Source organism: Cryobacterium mannosilyticum, assembly GCF_004402705.1.
Lineage (GTDB): Bacteria > Actinomycetota > Actinomycetes > Actinomycetales > Microbacteriaceae > Cryobacterium > Cryobacterium mannosilyticum.
This window is the reverse complement of the sequence record NZ_SOFM01000045.1, coordinates 41,476-65,943: the sequence shown is the minus strand read 5'-3', so window position 1 is coordinate 65,943 and position 24,468 is coordinate 41,476. Positions and strand designations below refer to the sequence as shown.

The 24,468-nt window shown below is 68.9% G+C and carries 24 protein-coding genes and 2 riboswitches; of the genes, 9 read left to right on the top strand and 15 right to left on the bottom strand.

From position 1 onward, the window contains the following. The 7 genes from E3O32_RS14845 to E3O32_RS14815 all read right to left on the bottom strand — a co-directional run bounded on the left by E3O32_RS14845 (position 1) and on the right by E3O32_RS14815 (position 9,118). Positions 1–984 carry an ABC transporter permease gene (locus E3O32_RS14845; protein ID WP_134510607.1) on the bottom strand — a complete coding sequence of 328 codons (984 nt, stop codon included), beginning with the start codon at positions 982–984 and terminating at the stop codon, positions 1–3. 274 nt (positions 985–1,258) lie between these two features. Further along, positions 1,259–1,882, bottom strand: a complete 624-nt coding sequence (locus E3O32_RS14840) for a PH domain-containing protein (RefSeq protein WP_134510606.1) — start codon at positions 1,880–1,882, stop codon at positions 1,259–1,261. 62 nt (positions 1,883–1,944) lie between these two features. Next, positions 1,945–3,690, bottom strand: a complete 1,746-nt coding sequence (locus E3O32_RS14835; protein ID WP_134510605.1) for a dipeptide ABC transporter ATP-binding protein — start codon at positions 3,688–3,690, stop codon at positions 1,945–1,947. Further along, a complete protein-coding gene (locus E3O32_RS14830; RefSeq protein ID WP_134510604.1) occupies positions 3,687–4,673 on the bottom strand; it encodes an ABC transporter permease in 987 nt (328 codons plus the stop codon). Before E3O32_RS14830 ends, E3O32_RS14835 begins: the two co-directional genes overlap by 4 nt. Further along, positions 4,663–5,592, bottom strand: a complete 930-nt coding sequence (locus E3O32_RS14825) for an ABC transporter permease (protein ID WP_134510603.1) — start codon at positions 5,590–5,592, stop codon at positions 4,663–4,665. The genes E3O32_RS14830 and E3O32_RS14825 overlap by 11 nt, the downstream gene beginning before the upstream one ends. 198 nt (positions 5,593–5,790) lie before the next feature. Continuing rightward, positions 5,791–7,404 carry a peptide ABC transporter substrate-binding protein gene (locus E3O32_RS14820; RefSeq protein ID WP_134510602.1) on the bottom strand — a complete coding sequence of 538 codons (1,614 nt, stop codon included), beginning with the start codon at positions 7,402–7,404 and terminating at the stop codon, positions 5,791–5,793. Between the two features lie 97 nt (positions 7,405–7,501). Further along, the gene (locus E3O32_RS14815; RefSeq protein ID WP_134510601.1) at positions 7,502–9,118 is read right to left on the bottom strand and encodes a peptide ABC transporter substrate-binding protein; all 1,617 of its coding nucleotides are present in this window, start codon (positions 9,116–9,118) and stop codon (positions 7,502–7,504) included. Between the two features lie 226 nt (positions 9,119–9,344). Here E3O32_RS14815 and E3O32_RS14810 point away from each other — a divergent pair, with 226 nt between their 5' ends. Further along, positions 9,345–9,737 (top strand): thiol-disulfide oxidoreductase DCC family protein, encoded by a 393-nt coding sequence (locus E3O32_RS14810; RefSeq protein ID WP_134510600.1) that lies wholly within the window; start codon positions 9,345–9,347, stop codon positions 9,735–9,737. Continuing rightward, complete coding sequence (locus E3O32_RS14805) at positions 9,734–10,537, top strand: CPBP family intramembrane glutamic endopeptidase (RefSeq protein WP_134510599.1); 804 nt, start codon at positions 9,734–9,736, stop codon at positions 10,535–10,537. The genes E3O32_RS14810 and E3O32_RS14805 overlap by 4 nt, the downstream gene beginning before the upstream one ends. A gap of 99 nt (positions 10,538–10,636) precedes the next feature. Here the strand turns inward: E3O32_RS14805 and gcvP are convergent, their stop codons facing one another. The 6 genes from gcvP to E3O32_RS14775 form a co-directional block, all read right to left on the bottom strand. Continuing rightward, entirely contained in the window at positions 10,637–13,531 is a 2,895-nt protein-coding gene (gene gcvP, locus E3O32_RS14800; protein WP_134510598.1) for an aminomethyl-transferring glycine dehydrogenase, read from the bottom strand. 28 nt (positions 13,532–13,559) lie between these two features. After that, positions 13,560–13,931, bottom strand: a complete 372-nt coding sequence (gene gcvH / locus E3O32_RS14795; protein WP_134510597.1) for a glycine cleavage system protein GcvH — start codon at positions 13,929–13,931, stop codon at positions 13,560–13,562. Positions 13,932–13,954: 23 nt separating this feature from the next. After that, complete coding sequence (gene gcvT, locus E3O32_RS14790; protein ID WP_134510596.1) at positions 13,955–15,139, bottom strand: glycine cleavage system aminomethyltransferase GcvT; 1,185 nt, start codon at positions 15,137–15,139, stop codon at positions 13,955–13,957. A 69-nt stretch (positions 15,140–15,208) separates the two neighbouring features. After that, positions 15,209–15,308, bottom strand: a riboswitch (glycine riboswitch). A gap of 1 nt (position 15,309) precedes the next feature. After that, positions 15,310–15,407: riboswitch (glycine riboswitch) on the bottom strand. A 78-nt stretch (positions 15,408–15,485) separates the two neighbouring features. Then, positions 15,486–16,103 (bottom strand): LON peptidase substrate-binding domain-containing protein, encoded by a 618-nt coding sequence (locus tag E3O32_RS14785; protein ID WP_134510595.1) that lies wholly within the window; start codon positions 16,101–16,103, stop codon positions 15,486–15,488. A 42-nt stretch (positions 16,104–16,145) separates the two neighbouring features. Then, positions 16,146–16,934, bottom strand: coding sequence for a metal-dependent hydrolase (locus E3O32_RS14780; RefSeq protein ID WP_134510594.1), 789 nt, complete (start codon positions 16,932–16,934; stop codon positions 16,146–16,148). Further along, positions 16,931–18,595 (bottom strand): ABC-F family ATP-binding cassette domain-containing protein, encoded by a 1,665-nt coding sequence (locus tag E3O32_RS14775; RefSeq protein WP_134510593.1) that lies wholly within the window; start codon positions 18,593–18,595, stop codon positions 16,931–16,933. Before E3O32_RS14775 ends, E3O32_RS14780 begins: the two co-directional genes overlap by 4 nt. Positions 18,596–18,672: 77 nt before the next feature. Here E3O32_RS14775 and E3O32_RS14770 point away from each other — a divergent pair, with 77 nt between their 5' ends. Next, a complete protein-coding gene (locus E3O32_RS14770; RefSeq protein ID WP_134510592.1) occupies positions 18,673–19,038 on the top strand; it encodes a LysR family transcriptional regulator in 366 nt (121 codons plus the stop codon). A 56-nt stretch (positions 19,039–19,094) separates the two neighbouring features. Here E3O32_RS14770 and E3O32_RS14765 read toward each other — a convergent pair whose 3' ends face one another. After that, the gene (locus E3O32_RS14765; RefSeq protein ID WP_134510591.1) at positions 19,095–19,814 is read right to left on the bottom strand and encodes a DUF2461 domain-containing protein; all 720 of its coding nucleotides are present in this window, start codon (positions 19,812–19,814) and stop codon (positions 19,095–19,097) included. 7 nt (positions 19,815–19,821) lie between these two features. After that, positions 19,822–20,391, bottom strand: coding sequence for an HhH-GPD-type base excision DNA repair protein (locus E3O32_RS14760; RefSeq protein WP_134510590.1), 570 nt, complete (start codon positions 20,389–20,391; stop codon positions 19,822–19,824). Between the two features lie 238 nt (positions 20,392–20,629). Between E3O32_RS14760 and E3O32_RS14755 the strand changes: the two genes are divergently transcribed. From E3O32_RS14755 to E3O32_RS14730, 6 genes are all read left to right on the top strand, one after another. Continuing rightward, positions 20,630–21,004, top strand: coding sequence for a DUF805 domain-containing protein (locus E3O32_RS14755; protein WP_134510589.1), 375 nt, complete (start codon positions 20,630–20,632; stop codon positions 21,002–21,004). A gap of 155 nt (positions 21,005–21,159) precedes the next feature. Beyond that, a complete protein-coding gene (locus E3O32_RS14750) occupies positions 21,160–21,852 on the top strand; it encodes a hypothetical protein (protein ID WP_134510588.1) in 693 nt (230 codons plus the stop codon). Between the two features lie 41 nt (positions 21,853–21,893). Then, a complete protein-coding gene (locus E3O32_RS14745; protein WP_198417580.1) occupies positions 21,894–22,145 on the top strand; it encodes a hypothetical protein in 252 nt (83 codons plus the stop codon). Then, complete coding sequence (locus tag E3O32_RS14740) at positions 22,142–22,897, top strand: DUF2306 domain-containing protein (protein ID WP_134510587.1); 756 nt, start codon at positions 22,142–22,144, stop codon at positions 22,895–22,897. Before E3O32_RS14745 ends, E3O32_RS14740 begins: the two co-directional genes overlap by 4 nt. Positions 22,898–22,938: 41 nt before the next feature. Next, complete coding sequence (locus tag E3O32_RS14735; protein ID WP_134510586.1) at positions 22,939–23,913, top strand: NAD(P)-dependent alcohol dehydrogenase; 975 nt, start codon at positions 22,939–22,941, stop codon at positions 23,911–23,913. 276 nt (positions 23,914–24,189) lie between these two features. After that, positions 24,190–24,462, top strand: a complete 273-nt coding sequence (locus E3O32_RS14730) for a DUF2277 domain-containing protein (RefSeq protein WP_134510585.1) — start codon at positions 24,190–24,192, stop codon at positions 24,460–24,462. Positions 24,463–24,468 lie beyond the last annotated feature (6 nt).

Sequence of the window (24,468 nt, the reverse complement as noted above, 5' to 3'; positions counted from 1 at the left end):
TCAGTTCCTCACCCTCGGGTCGAGTGCGGCGTAGAGGACCTCGGAGAGGGTCGAGGAGAACAGCACGAGCACCGCCAGGAACAGGGTCGACCCGGCGACGGCGTTGATGTCGCTCTGGGTGATCGCGTTGAGGGTGAACTCCCCCATCCCGTGGAAGGAGAACACGATCTCCAGCATGATCGACCCGGAGACGAGGGTGCCGAAGCTGTAGGCGAAGAAGGTGGACATCGGGATCAGGGCGACCCGCACGCCGTGGCGCACGAGGGCGGCGTTGCGAGAGCGGCCCTTCGCCCTGGCCGTGCGGATGTAGTCGGCCGAGAGCACGTCGAGCATGACGCTGCGCTGGTAGCGCGAGTACCCGGCCGCGCCGATCAGCACGAGCGCGACGGTCGGGAGCAGGAGGTGGACCGCACGGTCGGCGGTGAGATCCCACCAGGAGCCGCTGAGCCCGGCCGAGTATTCCCCGGTGAAGTTGATCAGCTGCATCCCGGCCGCCCCGTTCAGCGCGGTCGCGCCGATCATCAGCAGCACGCCGATCACGAAGGTGGGGGTGGCGAAGACGAGGTAGGAACCGTAGGTGACGACCTGGTCGCTGAACTTGTATTGGCGCACGGCACCCCAGACGCCCAGGGTCACACCGACGATGGCGCCGATCACGGAACCGATCAGGAGCAGCCGCAGGCTCACCCCGGACCGGGAGACGATCTGGTCGACGACCGAGGTGCCGCCGACCGTGTTGCCGAGCGAGCCGTGCACGACGAGGTTGACGATCCAGTTCCAGAGTCGCTCGAGCACCGGCACGTCGGGGTTCACGCCCAGGCCGTTGAGGATGTTCGTGATCGTCTGCTGGGACGGCTGCGGGTTGCGCCCGTAGTACTTGGACGCCGGGTCGAGCGCGAGGCTGGCGACGACGTAGGCGAGGCAGGTCGCGATCGCCGAGAGGATGAAGTAGTTGACGAAACGCCTGAAGATGTAGAAGGCCATGCCGGCTGCCTACAGGACCGCTGGTCCAGACCGACGGCGCGAATGCCGCGCACTGCACCGGAAGGCAATCCTCAAACGGGTTGAAACCACGATTTTCTCCTTCGGTCTTCTTCGTGGGAAGAACACAGGTGCAGGCCGACGCAACGTTGCGTACCCGAGAGCCTAGGCCAGAGTGAGGGAACTGCGCGCCACCACCCGGTGGGTCGCAGCATTCGCGGAAAGACGATAATTCTTCGAATTTCCTGCAGGCGGTGACGGTTCGGGATGACCCCGGTCAGAGAAGGCGCGATCCGGCGGCCGCGAGTTGGGCAGCCACGACCAGGGCGAGGGCCAGGCCGGCGCCGATCGGAACGGTGTCCCAGCGCCGGAGGACGGCTCCGGACGGGCCGACCGGTCGACCGGTCCGCGCCAGCCGGGAATCGACGAGCGCCTGCACCGGGGAGCCGGGTGTCCGGCCGCCCGGGGCCAGAGCACGGCTGTTCGCCCGTCCCGGCCGCGCCGGCCGGGCCGCCGTCGGCGCACCCCAGCAGCGCAGCCGCTCCCCCGACACCAGGACCACGACCGTCTGGAACCGGGTCGTCACCTCGTCGACCTGGTCCCAGGGCACCACGGTGGTGCGGAGGATGTTGACCACGGTGAGCCCGTCGTCGCCCACCCGGAGGCACGGCCGCAGGTACACCAGCCAGGCCGCCCAGAGCACCAGTACCGCCGAGGGTGATGCCGCGGCGACGACGTCCCAGCGCTGCCGGGCACCGGCATCGCCGAGCAGCACGGCGCAGGCGACGACGACCGCGGCGAAGACCAGGCCGGACGAGTTCGCGCGGAACGTGATCGTGCGGGACGTGATCCTACGGAACGTGAACGTGCGGAACGTGAACGCGGGCGAGCCGGTCGCCATCCGTCCTCCCCCGGCGAGTCGGCGGGAGGACGGGCGACCGGCCTCCCGCACGGCAGGCTGTCCTAGACGCCGAGCTTCAGGTTCGCACCGGGGATCGCGTTGAGCAGTTCCCTGGTGTACTCCTGCTGCGGGTTGTCGAAGACCTTGTCCACGGTCGAGGATTCCACGATCTTGCCGCGCTGCATGACGCAGACATGGTCGGCGATGACGCGGACGACGGCGAGGTCGTGGGTGATGAACAGGTAGGTCAGCCCGAGTTCGGCCTGCAGGTCGGCGAGCAACCGCAGGATCTGGGCCTGAACCAGCACGTCGAGCGCCGACACCGCCTCGTCGAGGATCACGATCTCCGGCTTGAGCGCGAGCGCCCGGGCGATCGCGACGCGCTGGCGCTGACCGCCGGACAGTTCGTTCGGGTACCGGGTCGCCAGCGCGGAGGGCAGCGCCACCTGGTCGAGCAGTTCGTCCACCCTGGCCCGGCGTGACGCCCGGTCGCCGACCCGGTGCACCTGCAACGGCTCAGCGATCGTGTTGCCGATGTTGCGCAGCGGGTCGAGGGAACCGTACGGGTCCTGGAAGACCGGCTGCATGGTGCGCCGGAGGTCCAGCAGGGACCGGCCGCGGAGCGCCGCGGTGTCAGTGCCGCCGATCGCGATCGTGCCGCTGGAGGCATCCTCGAGCCGGAGCAGGAGCTTCGCGACGGTGGACTTGCCCGATCCGGACTCGCCGACGAGCGCCATGGTGGTGCCACGCTCGACCGTGAAGGAGACGTCGTCGACGGCCTTGAAGTCCCGGGCGTCCCGCTTCGCGCCGCGGATCCTGTAGATCTTGGTCAGGGCGTCGACCTTGATCGCCGGCCCGCCGGCGCTCGTGGTGGCGGCCTGCTTGCCGGCACGCGCCTCGGCCGCCTCGACCAGGTCGAGGCCCTCGGCGGCGCGCGGGGCGCTGTAGCCGAGGTCGGTCAGGTTCCGGTTGGAGGACTGGATTCGCCGGGAGGCGAGGCTCGGCGCCGCGGCGACGAGGCGCTGCGTGTACGGGTGGATCGGGTTCTCGAGGATCTCCCGCGACGGCCCGGACTCGACGACCTTGCCCTTGTACATCACGACGAGCTGCTCGGCCCGTTCGGCGGCGAGGCCCAGGTCGTGGGTGATGAAGAGCACGGCGGTGCCGATTTCCCGGGTCAGGGTGGCGAGGTGGTCGAGGATGACGCGCTGCACCGTGACGTCGAGGGCCGAGGTCGGCTCGTCGGCGATCAGCAGCTTGGGCCGGGAGGAGAGGCCCATCCCGATCAGGACGCGCTGGCGCATGCCGCCGGAGAACTGGTGCGGGAACTGGCGCAGCCGCTTGTCGGCATCCGCCAGCCCGGCCTCCTTGAGCACCCGGATGGCGTGCTGCTTGACCTCTTTGCCGGTGGCGATGCCGTTGGCCCGGATGGCCTCTTCGACCTGGAAGCCGATGCTCCAGACCGGGTTGAGGTTGGCCATCGGGTCCTGGGGCACGAAGCCGATCATCCGCCCGCGCACCTCTTCGAGCTGCTTCTCGTTGAGTCGGGTGAGGTCGCGGCCTTCGAAGAGCACCTCGCCGCCCGTGATCCGGCCGGAGCCGGGGAGCAGGTTGATGATCGCGTGCGCGGTCGTGGACTTGCCGGAACCGCTCTCGCCGACGATGGCGAGGGTCTGGCCGGGCATCAGGGTGATGTCGATGCCGTTGACGGCGGGGACGAGGCCGTTCTGGGTCTGGAAGCCGACCTGGAGGTTCTTGATCTCGAGGAGCGGCTTCACCGCTGCAGTGGGGGAAAGTGGCTCGCTCATCGAAGCGCCCTCGCCTTCGGGTCGAGTGCGTCGCGTACGACCTCGCCGAGCGAGATGAACGCGAACACGGTAACGGAGAGAGCGATGGACGGGAGGATCAGCGTCTGCGGGGCGGTGCGCAGGTCGTTCTGGGCCTGGTTGATGTCGTTGCCCCAGCTCATGATGTTGCTGCCCAGGCCGACGCCGAGGAACGACAGGCTGGCCTCGGCGACGATGGCGCCGGCCAGGGAGATGGTCGTGATCACGATCACGGGGGCGATCGAGTTCGGCAGCACGTGCTTGAGCAGGATCTTGAACCGGGACAGGCCGAGCGCAGTGGACGCCATGACGAAGTCCGCGTTCTTCACCCGGAGGATCTCCGATCTCAGCACCCGGGCCGTGGACGGCCAGGCGAAGATACCGATCGCGAGCGAAATGCTCCACACGCTCCGGTACTGGGACAGCACCGACATGATGACGACCGCGGCGAGGATGTACGGGATGGAGAAGAAGATGTCGCCCAGGCGGGACAGCACGGCGTCGACCCAGCCGCCGTAGAAACCGGCGAAGGCACCGAACAGGATGCCGAGCGTCGACGTCAGCACGATCACGATGAAACCGACCGACAGCGACGTCGACGTCCCGTGCACGATCCGCGAGTAGATGTCGCAACCCTGCTTGGTGAATCCGAGCGGGTGACCGTCGGCCGGCCCGCCGTTGCTGTTGCCGAGGATGCAGTTGTTGTTCGGCGGCGTCTGGGTGAACAGGCCGGGGAACAGCGCCACCAGGGCGACGATGACGATCAGGGCCGCGGAGATCCAGAACATCGGCCGGCGACGCACGTCCTGCCAGGCGTCGATCCAGAGGTTGCTGCGCTTCTCGGCCACCTTGACGGCGTCGACGCTGACCAGCGGCGTCTCGTCGAGGGGGGCGACGTAGTGGGTGCTGGAGCGTCCGCCGACGGGGGTGCCGGCGGTGGGCCCGCCGGTGGGGTTACTTGACATAGCGAATCCTTGGGTCGAGCAGACCGTAGAACAGGTCCACCAGGATGTTGACAACGAGGTAGATCAGGACCATCACGGTGACGAAGGAGACCACGGTGGGTCCCTCGCCGCGGATGATGGCCTGGTACAGGGTGTTTCCGACGCCGGGGACGTTGAAGATGCCCTCCGTGATCGTGGCGCCGACGAGGAGCACGCCGAAGTCGGTGGCCAGGTAGGTGACCACAGGGATGAGCGAGTTGCGCAGGATGTGCACGGGGATGACCCGGCGGCTGCTGAGCCCCTTGCTGTAGGCGGTGCGCACGAAGTCGAGCCCGGAGGTCTCGATCACCGACGCCCGGGTGAGGCGCACGATCTGGGCGAAGCTCACGCTCGCGAGCACGAGGGCCGGCAGGATCAGGTCCTGCAGGGGGGCGCCGCTGCTCACCGTGGTGCGCGCCCAGCCGAGCCAGACGCCGAAGACGTACTGGCCGACGAACGCGATCACGAAGATCGGCAGCGAGATCAGGATCAGGCTCACGGCGAGCGAGCTCGCGTCGAACAGCTTGCCCTTGCGGAGGCCGGAGACGAGCCCGACCAGGATGCCGAAGAACGTCTCGAACAGCAGGGCCAGGATGGCCAGCCGGGCCGTGACGGGGAAGGTGCGGGCCAGGATCGCCGTGACAGGCTCACCGGAGAAGGACAGTCCGAAGTCCCCGCGGAAGATGCCGCCGAGGTAGATCAGGTACTGCACGATGAACGGCTGGTCCAGGTGATACTGGGCCCGCAGCTGGGCCACGACGGCCGGGTTCGGGGTCTTGTCGCCGAAGAGGGCGACGATCGGGTCACCCGGCATGGCGAAGACCATGAAGTAGATCAGGAAGGTCGTGCCCAGGAACACCGGGATCGCCTGAAGGATTCGTCTGAAGATGTATCCGGTCACGAGGCGCCTATGCCTTGCGGATCAATGTAATTGGTCATACGGGATGAGGAACCTATCTGTGATCGAGCGACCGGAGTTTTTACAGGTTACCTGCAAGGCGGCACACTCCGAGCCGAGCCCGGGTGCAGCGTTTTTTCGTGTCGGTCATGGCGCGGGGGCGATGAGTCGGCCATCGCCCCCGCGCGCGTTTAGTTCAGACTAGCCCTTGGTGATCTCGCTGAAGAGCGGAACCGAGTCCCAGCCGAAGACCACGCCGTGCACATCGACCCCGGCACCGCCCGTGACGTTGGCGTACCAGAGCGGGATCGCGGGCAGGTCCTGCAGCAGGATCTCCTGCGCCTTCTGGAAGTCGCTGTTCGCCGCGGTCAGGTCGGCCTCGGCGGAACCACGCGCCAGAAGCGCGTCGAATTCGGGGTTCGAGTACTCCCCGTCGTTGGATCCGGCCTTGGTCGCATACGACGGCTGGAGGAAGTTGTACAGGCTCGGGTAGTCGGCCTGCCAGCCCGACCGGAACGCGGTCTGGATGCTCCGGTCGGCGATCGCGGTGCGGGCCTGGGCGAACGTCGGTGTCGGTGCGCCGGAGGCGTCGATCCCGAGGGTGTTCTTGATGCTGTTCGACGCGGCGTCGACCCAGCCCTGGTGGCCGCCGTCGGCGTTGTACGCGATCTGGAAGCTGCCGGTCCACGGCGAGATGGCGTCGGCTTCAGCCCAGAGCTTCTTCGCCTGCTTGGCGTTGAACGTGAGCACGTCCGCGCCCGTGAGGGTGTCGGACCAGCCGTCGAGCACGGGCGAGGTGAAGTCGGATGCCGGGGTGCGGGTGCCGGAGAAGATGATCTTGGTGATCTCCTCCCGGTTGATCGCCATCGAGAGCGCCCGGCGGCGCAGGGTGCCCTCCTCGCCGGAGAAGTGCGGCAACCGGGCCGGGATCGTCACGGCCTGCAGGATCGCGGCCGGCTGGTTGACGACCCGGTCGCCCAGGTCGCTCTCGTACGTGCCGTAGGCGCTGTCCGGGATCGAGTCGAGCACGTCGAGGTTGTTCGCGAGCAGGTCGGAGTAGGCCGCACCCTCGTTGGCGTAGAACGTGATCGACAGGCCGCCGTTCTTCGGCTTCCGTCCGCCGTCGTAGGAGGGGTTGACGACGAGGTCGATCTTCTCGTTGTGCTTCCAGGCCTTGGGGCCGTCGAGCATGTACGGCCCGTTGCCGATCGGGCTCTCCCCGAACGCGGCCATGTCCGCGAACGCGGATGCCGGGAGCGGGTAGAACGCCGCGAAGCCGAGGCGCTGCGGGAAATCGGCCAGAGGGGCGGTCAGGGCGACCGTGAAGGTGGTGTCGTCGACGACGGTGAGGCCGGTCAGCGGGCTGTCCGTCTCGACAGAGTAGCCGGCGATGTCCGAGAAGAAGGAGCTGCCCAGCTGGCCGTTGCTGAGCAGCGCGCCGTACTGCCACGCGTCGACGAAGCTGTTCGACGTGAGCGCCTGGCCGTCGCTGAAGGCGAGGCCCGGCTTGATCTTGATGGTGTACGTCGTGTTGTCGTCGGTCGTGATCGCCTCGGCGACGTCGTTCACGGTCGCCCCCGTGGCGTCGTAATAGACCAATCCCGCGAAGATCGAGTTCACGATCTTGCCGCCGCCGGTCTCGGTCGTCGTCGTCGGGATCAACGGGTTCTGCGGCTCCGACCCGTTCGTCGAGATGATCGCGTCCGCGTTCGCCTTCGACGCCGGTGCGGCGCCCCCTCCGGCGCAGCCGGAGAGCGTGAGAGCTCCGATGGCGGCGAGCGTAATGGCGGTGACGCCTATTTTGGTGATATTCACTTTTTCCTCCTGTGCCGGGCAAACGCACACTGCGCGCCGGGCATGAAGAAAGGGCGATGACAGTGCGTCATCGCCCTTTCCTCGTGCTCAGTTCAGACTAGCCCTTGGTGATCTCGTTGTAGATCGGGACCGAGTTCCAGCCGAACTTCACGTTGTCCACGCTCGTGCCGTAACCGCCGGTCACGTTGGCGTACCAGAGCGGGATCGCCGGGAGGTCCTTGAGCAGGATCTCCTGTGCGGCCTGGAAGTCCTTGTTCGCGGCCGCCAGGTCGCTCTCGGTGGAGCCCTTCTTCAGCAGTGCGTCGAACTTGGGGTTCGAGTAGTCGCCGTCGTTGGACGAGGCCTTGGTCGCATAGATCGGGCCGAGGAAGTTGAACAGGCCCGGGTAGTCGGCCTGCCATCCGGTGCGGAACGCGGTCTGGATGGTGCGGTCCGTGATCAGCGTGCGGGCTTCCTTGAACGTCGGGTACGGCGCGCCGGACGCGTCGATGCCGAGGGTGTTCTTGATGCTGTTCATCGCCGCGTCAACCCAGCCCTGGTGGCCGCCGTCCGCGTTGTACGCGATCTGGAAGGAGCCGGTCCACGGGGAGATCGCGTCGGCTTCGGCCCAGAGCTTCTTCGCCTGCTTGGCGTTGAACTCAAGCACATCCGCGCCCTTGAGCTTGTCGGACCAGCCGTCGATCACCGGTGAGGTGAAGTCGGAGGCCGGGGTGCGGGTGCCGGAGAAGATGATCTTGGTGATCTCGTCACGGTTGATCGCCATCGAGATGGCCGCACGACGCAGCGTGCCCTCTTCGCCGTCGAAGTGCGCCAGTCGGGCCGGGATGGTGAAGGACTGGAACACGGCGGACGGCTGGTTCACGGCGCGGTCGCCGAGGTCCTTCTCATAGGTGCCGTATGCGCTGTCCGGGATGGCGTCGAGCACGTCGAGGTTGTTCGCGAGCAGGTCGGAATAGGCGGCACCCTGGTTGGCGTAGAAGATGATGGACAGGCCGCCGTTCTTGGCCTTGCGTCCGCCGTCGTAGGCCGGGTTGACGACGAGGTCGATCTTCTCGTTGTGCTTCCAGGCACCCTTGGCGGCCAGCATGTACGGGCCGTTGCCGATCGGGTTCTCGCCGAAGGCTGCAATGTCCTTGAACGCGGCGGCCGGGAGCGGGTAGAACGCCGAATAGCCCAGGCGCAGCGGGAAGTCGGACAGGGCGTCGGTCAGGGTGACCGTGAAGGTGGTGTCGTCGACGACCTTCAGGCCGGTGAGGGGGCTGTCCTCGTCATAGCTGAACCCTTCGATGTTCTCGAAGAAGTAGCTCCCGAGCTGCGCGTTGCTCAGCAGCGCGCCGTACTGCCAGGCGTCGACGAAGCTCGACGACGTGACGGGCTCGTCGTTGGTGAACTTCAGGCCGGACTTGATCTTGATCGTGAAGGTCTTGTTGTCGTCCGACTTGATCGAGTCGGCGGCGTCATTGATCGGCGCTCCCTTGGCGTCGTAGTAGACGAGCCCGGCGAAGACCGCGTCGACGATCTTTCCGCCGCCCACCTCGTTGATGTTGGTCGGGACCAACGGGTTCTGCGGCTCTGACCCGTTCGTCGTGATGATCGCTCTTGCGTTGCTCGACGCCGTCGGCGTGGCAGCTCCGCCGCCGGCGCAGCCGGACAGCGTGAGGGCCCCCACCGCGGCCAGGGCGATGGCTGCGATACCCAGTCTGTTGATCTTCAATTTTCCTCCTGTGCAATGTGAGCGCGCGGCTGACTTGCGGCCAGGCTTACGCGCCAGATGAGTTCGACCTTAGGTACCCGTCCTGCGCTCCGCATACTGAAACGCAATAACGTTACCGATGCGAAACACAACGCGCACGATTGTTTCGTCTTCCGGTGCTTTTGCGCCGGATTCTGCGCCCCGGCGGGGAATCCGCGACAGGACGATGCGATGCGATGATTGCTCCATGGACAGTCACACCACGGCGCGGCCGCCGCTGCTCATCTTCGACGGCGACTGCGCGTTCTGCACGACCTCGGTCGGCTGGCTCGGACGCATCCTCCCGGCCATGCCGGCCGCGGCGCCGTACCAGTGGACGGACCTGGCTGCGTTCGCGCTGACCACCGCGGATGCCCGGTCGAGGGTCTGGCTCGTCGACGGCGGCCGGCAGTACGGCGGCGCCGCCGCGGTCGCCGCGCTGCTCCGGCGCCAGCCGTCACCCGGCTGGCGGATGCTCGGCTGGCTGGGCACGGTTCCGCCCTGGTCCTGGGCGGCCGGCATCGGTTACCGGCTGGTGGCCCGGTTCCGGCACCGGCTTCCGGGCGGCACGCCCGCCTGCCGGATGCGGCCCGCCGAGTGAACCCGGGCCGTCTGGACTCCGGTCCTCCGAACACCGGTCGTCTGGGCCGCGCCGGCCGGTACTGGGAGGTGGCGATCGTCCTCGGGCTCTCGCTCGGGGCATCCGCCGTCTATTCGATCGTGGCGATCATCGCCCGGCTGACCGACACGACCCCGCTGGCGAAGCAGACGGCCACCATCAACGGGTCGCAGTCGCCGCGGGAGTGGCTCGATTTCAGCTACCAGTTCCTCGACCTGTTCTTCCAACTGTTCGGCGTCGCCCTGGTGCTGTTCCTGCTCTGGCAGCCCGGGCGCAGCGCCTTCCGCCGGCTGGGCTTCAACCTGACCGAGAAGCGGCGGGACCTGTTCCGCGGCGCCGGCCTCGTGCTCGCCATCGGCGTCCCCGGCCTGGCCCTCTACCTGGCCGGGCGGATGCTGGGGATCACCGTCGCGGTCGTGCCCCAGCCGATCGACACGTTCTGGTGGACGATCCCGATCCTGGTGCTCTCCGCGGTGCGGGCCGGGCTGACCGAGGAACTCATCGTGGTGGGCTACCTGTTCACCCGGCTGCGGGAGCTCGGCTGGTCGACCTGGACGATCATCGGGTCGACGGCGCTGCTCCGCGGCAGCTACCACCTCTACCAGGGCATCGGCCCGTTCGTCGGCAACGCGGTGATGGGCGTCGTGTTCGGCTGGTGCTACACCCGCTGGGGGCGCACGATGCCGCTGGTGATCGCGCACGCGATCCTGGACATCCTCTCCTTCGTCGGCTACCCGCTCGCCGTCGCCTGGTGGCCGGCGCTCCTCGCCCCCGCCGCCTGATCCCCACACGTCCAGGCCACCCGCCGAACTGTGAGTAGTGTCCCGGTTTTCGGGGGGGGCAAAGGGTGTTCTGCTCACAGTTCGGCGAAGGTGACCCGGCTACTCGAAGGCCTCCGGCGGCGGGCAGGCGCAGACGAGGTTACGGTCGCCGTAGGCGTTGTCGATCCGGCGCACGGGCGGCCAGTACTTGCCGCGGATGAGGCTGCGCACCGGGTAGACCGCCGTCTCCCGGTCGTAGGCGTGGGTCCATTCGCCCTCGATCACGGACTGCGCCGTGTGCGGCGCATTGTGCAGCGGGTTGTCGTCCGCGGGCCAGGTCCCGGCGGCCACGGCATCCGCTTCGGCCTTGATCGCGATCATGGCCTCGACGAACCGGTCGATCTCGCCGAGATCCTCGCTCTCGGTCGGTTCGATCATCAGGGTGCCGGAGACCGGGAAGCTCATGGTCGGCGCGTGGAACCCGTAGTCGACGAGGCGCTTGGCCACGTCGTCGACGCTGACCCCGGTCGCCTCGGTGAGCGGGCGCAGGTCGAGGATGCACTCGTGCGCGACCAGGCCGTTGTCGCCGGCGTAGAGCACCGGGTAGTGTGCCTCGAGCCGCTTCGCCACGTAGTTGGCGGCCAGCACCGCGGCGCCGGTGGCCTCGCGGAGGCCCTCGGCCCCCATCATCCGCACGTAGGCCCACGAGATCGGCAGGATGCTCGGGCTCCCGTACGGCGCGGCCGAGACCGGGCCGCCGCCGTGCACCACGGTGTCGCCGCCGTCGCCGTGCAGGTAGTGTTCGTCGCTCTGGGCCAGCGGGTGTCCGGGCAGGAACGGGGCCAGGTGCGCCTTCGCCGCGACCGGGCCGACGCCGGGCCCGCCGCCGCCGTGCGGGATGCAGAAGGTCTTGTGCAGGTTGAGGTGCGAGACGTCGCCGCCGAAGTCGCCGTACCGGGCGAAACCGAGCAGGGCGTTGAGGTTGGCCCCGTCGACGTAGACCTGCCCGCCGGCGTCGTGCACGGCCCGGCAGATGGTGCCGACCTCGTGCTCGTAGACGCCGTGGGTGGACGGGTAGGTGATCATCAGCGCGGCGAGGCTGTCGGCGTGTTCGGCGATCTTCGCCTTGAGGTCGACGAGGTCGACGTTGCCGAGCTCGTCGCAGGCGACGACGACGACCCGCATCCCGGCGAGCACCGCGGAGGCGGCGTTCGTGCCGTGCGCGCTGGACGGGATCAGGCAGACGGTGCGGTCGGCGTCGCCGTTGGCGTGGTGGTAGCCGCGGATCGCGAGCAGGCCGGCGAGTTCGCCCTGACTGCCCGCGTTGGGCTGCAGCGACACGGTGTCATAGCCGGTGACGTCGGTCAGCCAGGTTTCGAGCTGGCGGATGAGTTCGAGGTAGCCCAGGGCGTCGCCCTGCGGCGCGAACGGGTGCAGGCCGCCGAATTCGGGCCAGCTGACGGCCTCCATCTCGGTCGCCGCGTTCAACTTCATCGTGCAGGAGCCGAGCGGGATCATCCCGCGGTCGAGTGCGTAGTCGAAGTCGGCGAGGCGCTTGAGGTAGCGCATCATGCTCGTCTCGGAACGGTGCGTGTTGAAGACGGGGTGGCCGAGGTAGCCGCTGGTGCGGGCGAGCTCTCCCGGCAGCCCGGCAACGGGGGCGCCGAATTCGACGTGGCCGAACCCGTCCAGGCCGCCGAATGCGGCGAGAACGGCGGTGAGGTCGCGGTCGGTGGTGGTCTCGTCGACCGCGATGCCGACCAGGTCGGAGTCGACCTGGTGCAGGTTGACGCCGGCACCGGCCGCCCGGGCGACGATCTCGGCGGCCCGGGACGGGACCGACACCTGGATGGTGTCGAAGAAGGTGTCCCCGACGACGTCGACGCCGGCGGCCCGGAGCGCGGCGACGAGCCGGCCCGCGGTCTCGTGCACCTCGGTCGCGATCTTCTTCAGGCCGTCAGGACCGTGGTAGACCGCGTACATCCCGGCCATCACGGCGAGCAGCACCTGGGCGGTGCAGATGTTCGAGGTGGCCTTGTCCCGGCGGATGTGCTGCTCACGCACCTGCAGCGACAGCCGGTAGGCCGGGTGGCCGGCCGCGTCGACGCTGACGCCGACGAGGCGGCCGGGCAGCTGCCGTTCGAGGCCCTTGCGCACGGCCATGTAGCCGGCGTGCGGTCCGCCGAAGCCCATCGGAACGCCGAAGCGCTGGCTGGTGCCGACTGCGACGTCCGCGCCGAGCTCACCGGGTGAGGAGAGGAGGGTGAGTGCGAGCAGGTCGGCGGCGACGACGGCGAGGGCCCCCTGCGACTGCGCGGCGGCGATCACCGCGGCGGGGTTCCAGACCCGGCCGGATGCGGCGGGGTACTGCACGAAGATGCCGAAGTGGTCGCCGAGCTCGGCGGCCGTGGTGTCGGCCTGCAGGTCGGTCACCGCAAGCTCGATGCCGAGGGCCGCGGCACGGCTGGCGAGCAGCGCGTGGGTCTGCGGCAGGGCATCCGCGTCAACGATGAACCGGTGGGAGGCGGACTTCGACGCGCGGCGGGTGAGGAGCATGCCCTCGACCACGGCGGTGGCCTCGTCGAGCATGGACGCGTTGGCCGTGGCCAGCCCGGTGAGGTCGGCGACCATGGTCTGGAAGTTGATCAGGGCCTCGAGCCGGCCCTGGGAGATCTCCGGCTGGTAGGGCGTGTAGGCCGTGTACCAGCTCGGGTTCTCGAACACGTTGCGCTTGATCACGGCGGGCGTGATCGTGTCGTAATAGCCGAGGCCGATCATCGAGCGCTTCACGGTGTTCCGGCCGGCCAGGGCGCGGAGTTCCTCGATGGCCTCCCGCTCGGTCGCGGCGGGCGGCAGGGCGCTGTCGCCCGCCGTGCGGAACCGGTCGACGTGGATGGTCTCGGGGACCGCCGCGTTGACGAGGTCGCCGACCGAGTCGTAGCCGAGGGTGGCGAGCATGCGGGACTGCGCGTCGGCATCCGTGCCGATGTGACGCTGGGTGAAGGGCTGTGACATGTGTGGGGTGACCTGGCTTCGCTGGGGACTACTCGCCGACGAGGGCGGAGTATTCGGAGTAGCTGAGGAGGGTGGGCAGCTCGGTGAAGCTCACCTTGAGCAGCCAGCCGGCCCCGAACGGGTCGCTGTTGACCAGCTCAGGGCTGTCGACGACGGCGTCGTTGGTTTCGACGACGGTGCCGTCGACGGGGGCGAAGAGCTCGCCGACCGACTTGGTCGACTCGATCTCGCCGACGACGGTGCCCGCGGCGACGCTGCTGCCGACGGCCGGCAGTTCGACGAAGACGACGTCACCGAGCTTGTCTGCGGCGTAGGCGGTGATGCCGACGAGGGCGGTGTCGCCGTCGACGAGCACCCACTCGTGCTCGGCGGTGTACTGGAGTTCAGTCTTGTCTGCCATGGGGTTTCCTCTCGGGGGGTGGACTATTTCTGGCGCTTGTAGAAGGGCAGCGGGGTGACCGTGGCGGGGATGCGGGTTCCGCGCACGTCCACGAAGACCTCCGTGCCCGGCCGGGCGAGCGACGGGGCGACGTAGGCCATGGCGATCGGATGTCCCAGTGTCGGCGACAGCGCCCCGCTCGTGATCACTCCCTCGGCGACGGGCGCGTCGGCGCTGCGGAAGACCGGGTAGTCGGCGCGGCCGGCGCGCTTGCCGGCGGCGACGAGGCCGACCAGCACCGGCGCGTCGGCGGGGGGGCCTTCCTCGCTGGCCGCGCGGCCGATGAAGTCGGTCTCCTTGGCCAGGTTGACGACGCGGCCGAGCCCGGCCTGGGCCGGGTAGCCGGTCACGGAGAGTTCGTGGCCGTAGAGCGGCATCCCCGCCTCGAGGCGGAGGGTGTCCCGGCTGGCGAGGCCGGCCGGCACGAGGCCGAACGGCTCCCCCGCGGCGCGGAGGGCGTCCCAGAGCGCGGCGGCGGCGGGCACGTCGATGTAGAGCTCGAAGCCGTCCTCACCGGTGTAGCCGGTGCGGGCGATGAGCACGTCGCTGTCCTGGAAGGTGCCGCCGAGGGCCCGATAGTACTTCAGCTCGGAAAGGTCGCCGTCGACGGTGAGTCCGGCGGTGGCCTCGAGGATGGCGCGGGAGACCGGCCCCTGCACGGCGACCAGGGCGACGTCGTCGCTCTGGTCGCTGACGGTGACGTCGAACCGGGCGGCCCGGTCCGACAGTGCCTCGAAGGCCGGGAACCGGTTGCCGGCGTTGGCGACGACGAGGTAGTCCTCAGCGTTGGTGCGGTAGACGACGATGTCGTCGATGATGCCGCCGGCGGGGTTGAGGATGAGGCTGTACTTGGCCTGGAGCAGGTCGATCGCGGAGAGCTTGCCGGCGAGGGCGTAGTCGAGGAAGGCCCCGGCATCCGGTCCGGACACGGTGATCTCGGCCATGTGCGAGAGGTCGAAGATGCCCGCTTTGGTGCGGACGGCGTGGTGCTCGGCGAGATCACTCGAGTAGCGCACCGGCATCTGCCAGCCGGCGAAGTCGGTGAAGCTGGCGCCGGCGTCGACGTGCGCCTGGTGCAGCGGCGAGAACCGTTCGTCGCTTGCCGGGACGGTGTTCGACGGGGCGTCGGTCGGCTGGTCCGAGGGGTGGGCGGCGGTGTCCGGGGTCATGAGTTCTCCAGGTTGTCGTCGGCCGGGGCCGAGCGAGAATCTCCGGGGCGCGATCGAGCCCCTGGGAACTCCCCCTCTGTCGTCAGGCCTGAGAGCTTCGCCGCCCCAACCGGGCGCGGCTTTCACCATGGGCGAGCCGCGCTGGTGCTGCGGCTACTTTTCAGAGTGGCCAGTTCGATGCGGTACGAGTACCTGAGAGATTGTCGGGGAGGATTGCTCCTTCGGTGTTCGCACGCCTGTCGGCGTCGAACTCTCCCGCATCGACCGTGATGGCCCGATATTCGGTTTTCGCCACCAGCCTAGCGCCCCGCGCCCGGCCGCCGGCACCGGGAGGGTGCCGGGCGGCTCACTCCTCCGGCCAGGGCGAACGGAAGGAGTCCACCGCCGCGGCCGTGTAGACGAGCACGGCGGTGAGCAGTCCCTCCATGGTCGTCGACCGCAGCAGGGCGATCTGGTCGAGCGGGCCGACCGGGGTGATGCCGGCCAGCTGCCAGGCGGCAGCCGTCGGGTCCTCGGAGAGTTCGACATCCGGCGACCAGGCCTGATCGGTGAATTCGCTGGCCAGGGCCAGGGCCCGCCGCACGGCCTGTTCGGCCTCTTCCCGGAGCGGGTACAGGTCGTCGTCCCAGTCCAGCTCCGGGAGGTCGCGGATGAGGGCCTCCGGGTACGGGTCTTCGTCGAGCCATTCGAGCACCTCGATGCGCCGCTCACCCTGGGCGAGCACGCCGACGAACCCGTCGGATGCCGCCAGCTGGGTGATCTGGGCGACGGTGCCGTAGCGGAACCGGTGCTCTCCCCCGCCGACCTCCTGGCCGCGTTCGATCAGCACCACGCCGAACTCGGCCGGCTCGTCGGCGAGGATGCGGGACAGCATGACCAGGTAGCGTTCCTCGAACACCCGCAGCTGAAGCGGCAGGTACGGGAAGAGCACGGACCCGAGCGGGAACATCGGCAGGTTGGTCATTCCCCCAGCGAACCACTCCCGGGCCTATTCGCCAAGGGCCGATCAGTGCAGGATCGCGGCCAGGTCGACGCCGACCTCGGCGAGCGCGGCGAACAGCATCCCGTAGCCGACGTAGAGGGTGACCGGGATCAGCAACGCCCACTCCCGGACGGAGCCCGCGTTGCCCAGCACCGGGAGGGCCAGGTAGCCGCCCGAGGTCCAGACGTGCCGCAGGACGGGGACCTTCCGCCAGGCCCGTGGCGGCCTGGGCACCCAGGGCCAGAAGAGCGGCAGGCCGCCCGTGGTCAGCAGGTCGCCGGCCAGGTGCACCCCGTAGCCGAGGGTGATGCAGACGATGAACCAGTCGGAGCGCTCCGGCGCGAAGACCGTGATGCCGGCGGCTCCGACCAGGCCGATCAGCCACGCGATCGGCCAGGAACCCTGGGCCAGGCCCAGCGCGTAGCCGGCGAACGCGATCGCGGCGGCGCTCGCGGCGGCCACCCCGACGTCGATGGGCTTCTCGGCCCAGGGCGACTGCCACGACAACCGGTCGAGGCCGGTGGCGAGCAGCCAGACGCAGAGCACGGCGAGCAGACCATGCAGCCCGTGCCGGTGGCCGCCCGAGGCGCGGGAGATCCCGCCGGTCACGAGCCGGCCGAGCACGGGAACGGAGCGCGAGATGGTGGCGGAGCCGTGGTCGGCGTCGGCAAGCAGCGCGGCCCCGGCGCAGAGGAGCGCGCCGGTGATCGTTCCCGCGGGAGACACCGGGAACAGGCCGAGGCCGTGCCCGGCGGTCGCCGTGACGGCGATCCACGCGGCCGCGCCGGTCATGGCGTGGTGGGCACCCATCATCCCTGGCTGACCTGCCCGGCGTCGACGCTCCAGCGCCGGTCGGTGGTGACGTTTTCGAGCATCCGCCGGTCGTGGGTGACCAGCAGAAGCGTGCCCTGGTAGGACTCGAGCGCCTGTTCGAGCTGTTCGATGGCCGCCAGGTCGAGGTGGTTCGTAGGCTCGTCGAGCACGAGCAGGTTGACCCCGGTGGCCTGGAGCAGGGCGAGGCCGGCCCGGGTGCGCTCGCCCGGGGACAACTCGTCGACGGGCCGGCCGACGTGGTCCGCCTTCAGCCCGAACTTGGCGAGCAGGGTGCGCACCTCGGCGACGGACAGGTCGGGCAGGAGCGCCTCGACGCGGGCGGAGAGCGGAACGTCGCCGGCGAGGAGCGCGCGCGCCTGGTCGATCTCGCCGATCCGCACGCTCGCCCCGAGCGCGGCCGTGCCCTCATCCGGGGCCTTTCGGCCCAGCAACGCCCGGAGCAGCGTGGTCTTGCCGGCCCCGTTGGGGCCGGTGATGCCGATCCGCTCCCCCGCGTTGACCTGCAGCGACACCGGGCCGAGGGTGAAATCACCCTGGCGGTACACGGCCGCACTGAGGGTGGCGACCACGGCGCTCGAGCGCGGGGCTGCGCCGATGGTGAACTCGAGTTGCCATTCCTTGCGCGGCTCCTCGACCTCCTCGAGGCGGTTGATCCGGCTTTCCATCTGCCGCACCTTCTGCGCCTGCTTCTCGCTGGACTCGGCGGAGGCCTTGCGACGGATCTTGTCGTTGTCGGGGGCTTTCTTCATGGCGTTCCGCACACCCTGGCTCGACCATTCGCGCTGGGTGCGGGCACGACCGACCAGGTCGGCCTTCTTCGCCGCGAATTCGTCGAAGTCCTCGCGCTTGTGTCGCCGTGCCGTCTCGCGTTCCTCGAGGTAGGAGTCGTAGCCGCCGCCGAACACCCGGTTGGCGTTCTGGGCCAGGTCGAGTTCCAGCACCCGGGTGACGCAGCGGGCGAGGAACTCCCGGTCGTGGCTGACCAGCACGACGCCGCCGCGCAGCCCGCGCACGAACGTCTCCAGCCGCTCCAGCCCGTCGAGGTCGAGGTCGTTGGTGGGCTCGTCGAGCAGGACGATGTCGAACCGGGACAGCAACAGGGCGGCGAGGCCGACCCTGGCCGCCTGGCCGCCGGAGAGCGCCGTCATCGGCGTGCCCTCGGCCAGGTCGGCGCCGAGCCGCAGGCCCAGCTCGGCGAGCACGATCGGCAACCGGTCGTCGAGGTCGGCGGCCCCGCTCGCGAGCCACCGGTCGAGGGCCCTCGAGTACACGTCGGCCGGGTCCAGGCCATCCGGACGGGGCTCAGGATCGGCGAGGGCGGATGCCGCGGCATCCATCTCGCGGGTCGCCTCCGCACAGCCGGTGCGACGGGAGAGGTAGCCCGAGATCGTCTCGCCCGGCACACGTTCGTGTTCCTGGGGCAGCCAGCCGACGAAGGCATCGGTCGGGGCCAGGCTGACCGTGCCCGCCTGCGGGGCGAGGATGCCGGCGAGCAGCCGGAGCAGGGTGGACTTGCCTGCCCCGTTCGCACCGACCACACCGATGACGTCGCCGGGGGCGACGGTGAGGTCGAGTGAGTCGAACAGGGTGCGGTGCGCGTACCCTCCGGCGAGGCCCCTGGCCACGAGCGTTGCGGTCATTACTCCATGTTCTCATTGCAGCGCGTACCCTGTTACTGCCCCGTGACCGGCACGGCGGCAGTTCGAAGGGCTTTCTTGTGGATACCACCCTGCTCCGGCGTTTCGTCACGACCGCCGAAGCCACCAACTGGGGTGCCGCGGCGAAGACCCTCAACCTGACCCGCGCCACCCTCCTCATCTCCATCCGCACGCTCGAGGACGAGGTCGGCGGCGAACTGTTCGTCACCGTCGACGACGTGCCCACGCTGACCCACGCCGGACTCGAACTGCTCGAGGTCGCACGACCTCTGGTGCGGAAGCCCGCGGCATCCGCGGCAGCCGCGGCAGCCGCCGCACCGAAGGCTCCGGCGAAGGCCGGCGGCAAGGCAAAGGCCTCCAAGGGTCAGGGGCGTGCCCCCGCGGTCAAGGGTGCGCCGAAGCCCAAGGGGCGCCAGTCGCGCTGAGCCGTGCGGGGGTGCGGCCGTGCGCCCTGAGACTCTCAGACCCGAGGGTCCGGTCGTCAGCGGGCTGATCGCAGCCCGGTCGCCGCCTCGCGCTCGAGGGGCGTGACGGCGGCCAGGGGCACGTTCAGGAAATCGACGACGGGGGCGATCGCCCGGAATCGTTCGATCACGAGGTCGATGAACCCGTCGCCCAGCGCCGCCGCGCCCGGCAGGTTCGAGAAGAGCGCCCATCGCCGGTTCAGCAGCAGGTCGGCCGCGGGATGGTCAACCGGGAACCCCTTCGGGGAGCGGATCAGCGGATGGCCGTCCAGCGGCTCGGTCAGCCGGACCAGGGACTCCTCGGCCAGAAGCGCCCGCAACCGGGCGTGGTGCTCGAGCAGGTGCCGGCGGATGGCGAGGAGCTGCGGCGGACCCGGGCTGTAGGAGCCCCCGGCGACCATGACCCCGTGCACGCCGACCTGGAGGAAGAACCCGGCGCCCCCGGTCTTCTCCAGACCCTGACGCGGCCAGGATGCGGCCAGGTGGGTCTTGTAGGGCGTCTTGTCGTTCGAGAAGCGCACGTCGCGGTAGATCCGCAGCATGGCCTTGCTCGACGGCCGGACGTGGTCGGGGGCGAAATCGGCCAGCCTGGCGTTGACCGCGTCGATGACCTCCAGCATCCGTGCCTTCAGCTCACGCTCGTAGCTCGGCTTGTGCTCTTCGAACCAGTCACGGTTGTTGCGGTGTTCCAGCTCCTCGAGGAAGTCGAAGGCCTGCTCGCTGAAATGGGGACCCACCGCTGCCCTAGGCCTTCTTCGCGGCGGCCTTCGCCGCACGTTTGGTCTCGCGGACCAGGGCCAGCGACTCGGCGTCGACGATGTCGGCGACGGAGCGGTGCGAGCCGTCCTCGCCATAGGGGGCGGATGCCTCCCGCCACCCCTCGTTCGGCACCCGCAGTCTCTTGCCGAGCAGGGCGAGGAAGATCCGCGCCTTCTGGTCGCCGAACCCCGGCAGCGTCTTCAGCCGGCGCAGGATCTCGGCGCCGTCCGGGGAACCGGAGGTCCACAGGGAGGCGGCGTCTCCGTTCCAGTCGCGGGCGATGATGCCGGCCACCTCCTGCACCCGCGTCGCCATCGAGCCGGGGAAGCGGTGCACGGCCGGGCTGGTGCGGAAGACCTCGGCGAACGCGTCGGGGTCGAAACCGGCGATGGTCGCCGGGTCGAGGGTGCCGATCCGGTCGCGGATCTTGGCCGGCCCGGCGAACGCGATCTCCATCGCGATCTGCTGGTCGAGGAGCATTCCGAGGAGCAGGGCGAACGGATCCTCGGTGAGCAGGGTGTCCGCCGCGGGGTCGCCGGTGAGGTGCAGTGTCATGCCGCCATTGTGCCACCGGCAGGGGTGGTCCCGGCGGAGCTGCCCCGCCCCGCGAGGCGGTTTCCGACCGCGCCACAGGGAACGGCCGAACTGGACAATCACCACATGGATCACCACGCCTCGTCATGCCGCGTCACCAGGTGCCTCCGTAGATTCAGGTCTCGTGGAGTTCCCCGCTGCGGACCTCGCTGTGCGCTGAACCCCACCACTTCCACGCCCGACTCCCTGAAAGGATCCCATGTCATTCCCCGCAGCAATCCAGATCGTCGTCCGCAAGTACGCGGATTTCACCGGCACAGCCGGCCGAGCCGAGTTCTGGTGGTGGATTCTCTTCACCACACTCGTCACCGCCGTGCTCGGCTCGCTCTCGGATCTCACGATGAACTCAGCGACCAGCTTGAGCGGGGCCTGGAACCTCGTCGTCCTCCTGCCCACACTGGCCGTCCAGATCCGACGGCTTCGCGATGCCGGTCACCGCTGGGGGAACATCTTCTGGCTCGCGCTCCCGGGGGCAGGACTCATCGTCCTCGCGGTGTTGCTCGCCCAGCCGTCCCGACCGATCGCAGCACCCCGGATCCTCGACTCGAATGCTCCGGAACCGGCACGGGCCTGATTCGAGGCGCCCGCACAATCACCACATCGATCACCACACCGGGTGATGCCCGGTCACCAGGTGCCTCCGTAGATTCAGGTTGTCGTCAGGCATCCGCCCGGGCATTTCAGAACATCCATTTCAGAACATCCATTCCAGAGCTTCGGAGAATCATCATGAGCATCACCTCGTCCACCCTCACCCGTGGGGCCGGCATCGCCGCCGCACTGTCAGGACTGATCTACATCGTCATCCAGTTCATCCACCCGGCCGACGAGGTCTCCTCCCTCACCACCCAGGCCTGGGTGACCGTGCACAGTCTCAGCTTCGGCATGGCCGTGCTCGGGATGGTGGGCCTCACCGGCGTCTACCTTCGCCAGGTTCGGCAATTCGGGTTGCTCGGCCTGATCGGATACGCGATGTTCGGACTCTTCTTCGTCCTGCAGTCGGCCTTCGTCTTCGCCGAGGCGTTCATCGCGCCGTTGGTCGTGGCCGACGCGCCGCAGTTCGCCGAGGACTTCGTCGGTCTCTTCGGCCGGCACCCGGCCGTCACCGACCTCGGCCCGCTCGCCGCACTTCCCGGTGTCGGAGGCGCGCTCTACGTCATCGGCGCCCTGGTGTTCGGCATCAGCATCATCCGCGCCCGGGTGCTCTCCCGCGGGGCCGGCATCCTGCTGATCGCCGCCGCCGCCGTGACTCCCGTTGCCGGCGCGCTTCTCCCGCACACCCTCGAACGGATGGCCGCCATCCCCATGGGCCTGGCCCTGATCTGGCTCGGCTACTCCCTGTGGTCGAACCAGCGCAAATCCGCGGGCCGGAGCCTGTCCGGCGAAAGCGGCTCCCGCCTCGACCGCGCGACCACGGCCTGAACCCCGCCCCGGGGCCCTTGCGAAGCGAAAGGAAGTGCGCGATGAATGAGGAGCACACGATGCCGGTCGGGCACGATCAGCTCGACCGGTATGAGATCCGCCTCCTGGGGCAGCTGGATGATTGCTGGAGCGACTGGTTCGCGGGCTTCACACTGACAACCGAGAGCGATGGAACGACCACCCTCACGGGATCGGTCCTCGATCAGGCTGCCCTGCACGGGCTGTTGCGGCGGGTCAGCAACCTGGGCGTCACATTGGTCTCGGTCAATGTGCTGAGGAGCGGACAATCATGACGAAAGTCGTCGCAACTGCCGCGATCCCCCGCGGCAATCGCAGGAAGGGCCCTCGAACAGGGTGGCTCGCGCCCACCGGGTTGATCCTCCTCAGCCTCATCCCGATCCTGGCCGGGGCGGCGCGACTCGGCGAGTTGACCGGCGGGGCCGTCGCCACACCGCAGAACGCCCGGTTCCTCGACTCGCCCGTGCCCGTCGTCACGCACATTGTGAGCGTGACCGTGTTCAGCCTGCTGGGCGCGTTCCAATTCGTTCCCGCACTCCGTCGCCGCGGCTGGCATCGCATCGTCGGCGGGATACTCATCCCCGCCGGGCTGATCACCGCCCTGTCCGGCATGTGGATGGCCGTCTTCTACCCGCACCCGCCCGGCGACGGCGTGCTCCTCTCGGTCCTCCGGCTGGTCTTCGGCGCCGCGATGGCGGCGAGTGTCGGCCTCGGCATCCGCGGAATCGTGCGCCGGGATTTCCTCCGGCACGGCGCGTGGATGACCCGGGCCTACGCGATCGGCGTGGGCGCGGGCACCCAGGCGCTCCTGCTGATCCCCGAGTCGATCTTTTTCGGCCCGGCCGCCGAACTCCCCCGAGCCGTGGCGATGGGGGCAGCCTGGGTGGTCAATCTCGCGGTAGCCGAGTACGTCATCCGTCGTCGGGCCACACCTGCCCGAGGCCGACCTCGTCCATCGACCCGGCCCGGAAAAACGACTGCATTCACGCCACAAACACCCACACCTCAACTCAAGGAGTCGCCATGAATCCGCAACGAGAAACTCGCATTCACGCACAGGATGTCCGGATGAGCGCCGCCGTCTATCGCCGGTTCGGGTCCCCCGAGGTGGTGCGCATCGAGGACGCGCCCAAGCCATCGCCGGGCCACGGCGAGGTGCTCGTCAGAGTTCGGGCGAGCACGGTGAGCGCGGCCGATCACCGGGCTCGGGGGCGCACCGTCCCCGCCGGGCTGGGCCTGCTGTCCGCTCTGGCGCTCGGCGTGTTCCGCCCTCGCAAGCGCGTCCTGGGAATGGACGTCGCCGGCGTTGTCGAGGCCGTCGGCGCCAGCGTCACGAAGTTCGCCCCCGGCGACGAGGTGATCGCCATGCTCGGCAGCAGGTTCGGCGGGCATGCCGAGTACGTGTGCGTTCCGCAAGACGGAGCGATCACGGCGAAGCCACGGAACATGACCTTCGAGGAGGCCGTGACCCTCGTGTTCGGGGGAATCACCGCCCACGCCTTCCTGAGCCGGGCGACGATCGCACCGGGTGCCGGCGTCCTCGTGAACGGCGCCTCCGGTGCCGTGGGGACCGCGGCGGTGCAGCTCGCCAAGGAGATGGGTGCGCACGTCACGGCCGTGTGCACCGGCGTCAACCGGGAGCTGGTCACCGCGCTCGGCGCAGACCGGGTGATCGACTACACCGCCGAGGACTTCCTCGCCGAGGGGCGGTCGTACGACGTCATCATGGACTGCGTCGGCAACGCTCCGTTCGAGCGGGTTGGAGAGCGCATCAACCGAGGCGGCGCACTGCTGCTCGTCATCTCCGACCTGAAGGGAATGCTTCTGGCCCCCTGGCACACCAGGAGGAGCGGGAAGCGGGTCACCTCAGGCAATGTCCCGAGGACGGCCGAGGCGCTCGCGCAGCTGGTCCGGCTGGCGGAATCGGGTCGGTTCCAGGCGGTCATCGACCGCACCTTCGACCTTGCCGACATCGTCGACGCCCACCGCTACGTCGACGCGGGCCACAAGAAGGGCAACGTCGTCCTGCGGGTCGCGGACTGACCCTCCCGAGGTGCCTGACTCAGGAAATGGTGCCGAAGTGCCGAGTGGTGCCGAATTCAGGAGAGTGCCGAATTCAGGAAAACTGCCCGGACCTGGTCGGGAGACCCGCGGAAGTACGGTCGGATCGCATCCGACGGCTGCGGATCTCCTGAATTAGCCACGCACACCACGCGGGTTTACTGGCCGTCCCCAGGCTCTGTCGAGGGCTAGATTCTGACGCCGGGCCAAGCGGAAATGCAGGGTGACGACGCCCGGACACCTGGCTATTCTGGGTGCATGTGCCGGAACATCCACACTCTGCATAATTTCGAGCCCGCCGCCACCGACGACGAGGTCCACGCGGCCGCCCTGCAGTTCGTGCGCAAGATCAGCGGCTCCACGAAGCCGTCGCATGCCAACGCCGAAGCGTTCACCCGCGCTGTCGAGGAGATCGCCCACATCTCGAGGCATCTGCTCGACGACCTCGTGAGCGCGGCTCCCCCGAAGAACCGGGAGGTCGAGTCTGAGAAGGCGAAGGCTCGCTCGGAGAAACGGTTCGCCGCCGCCTAGCCACGC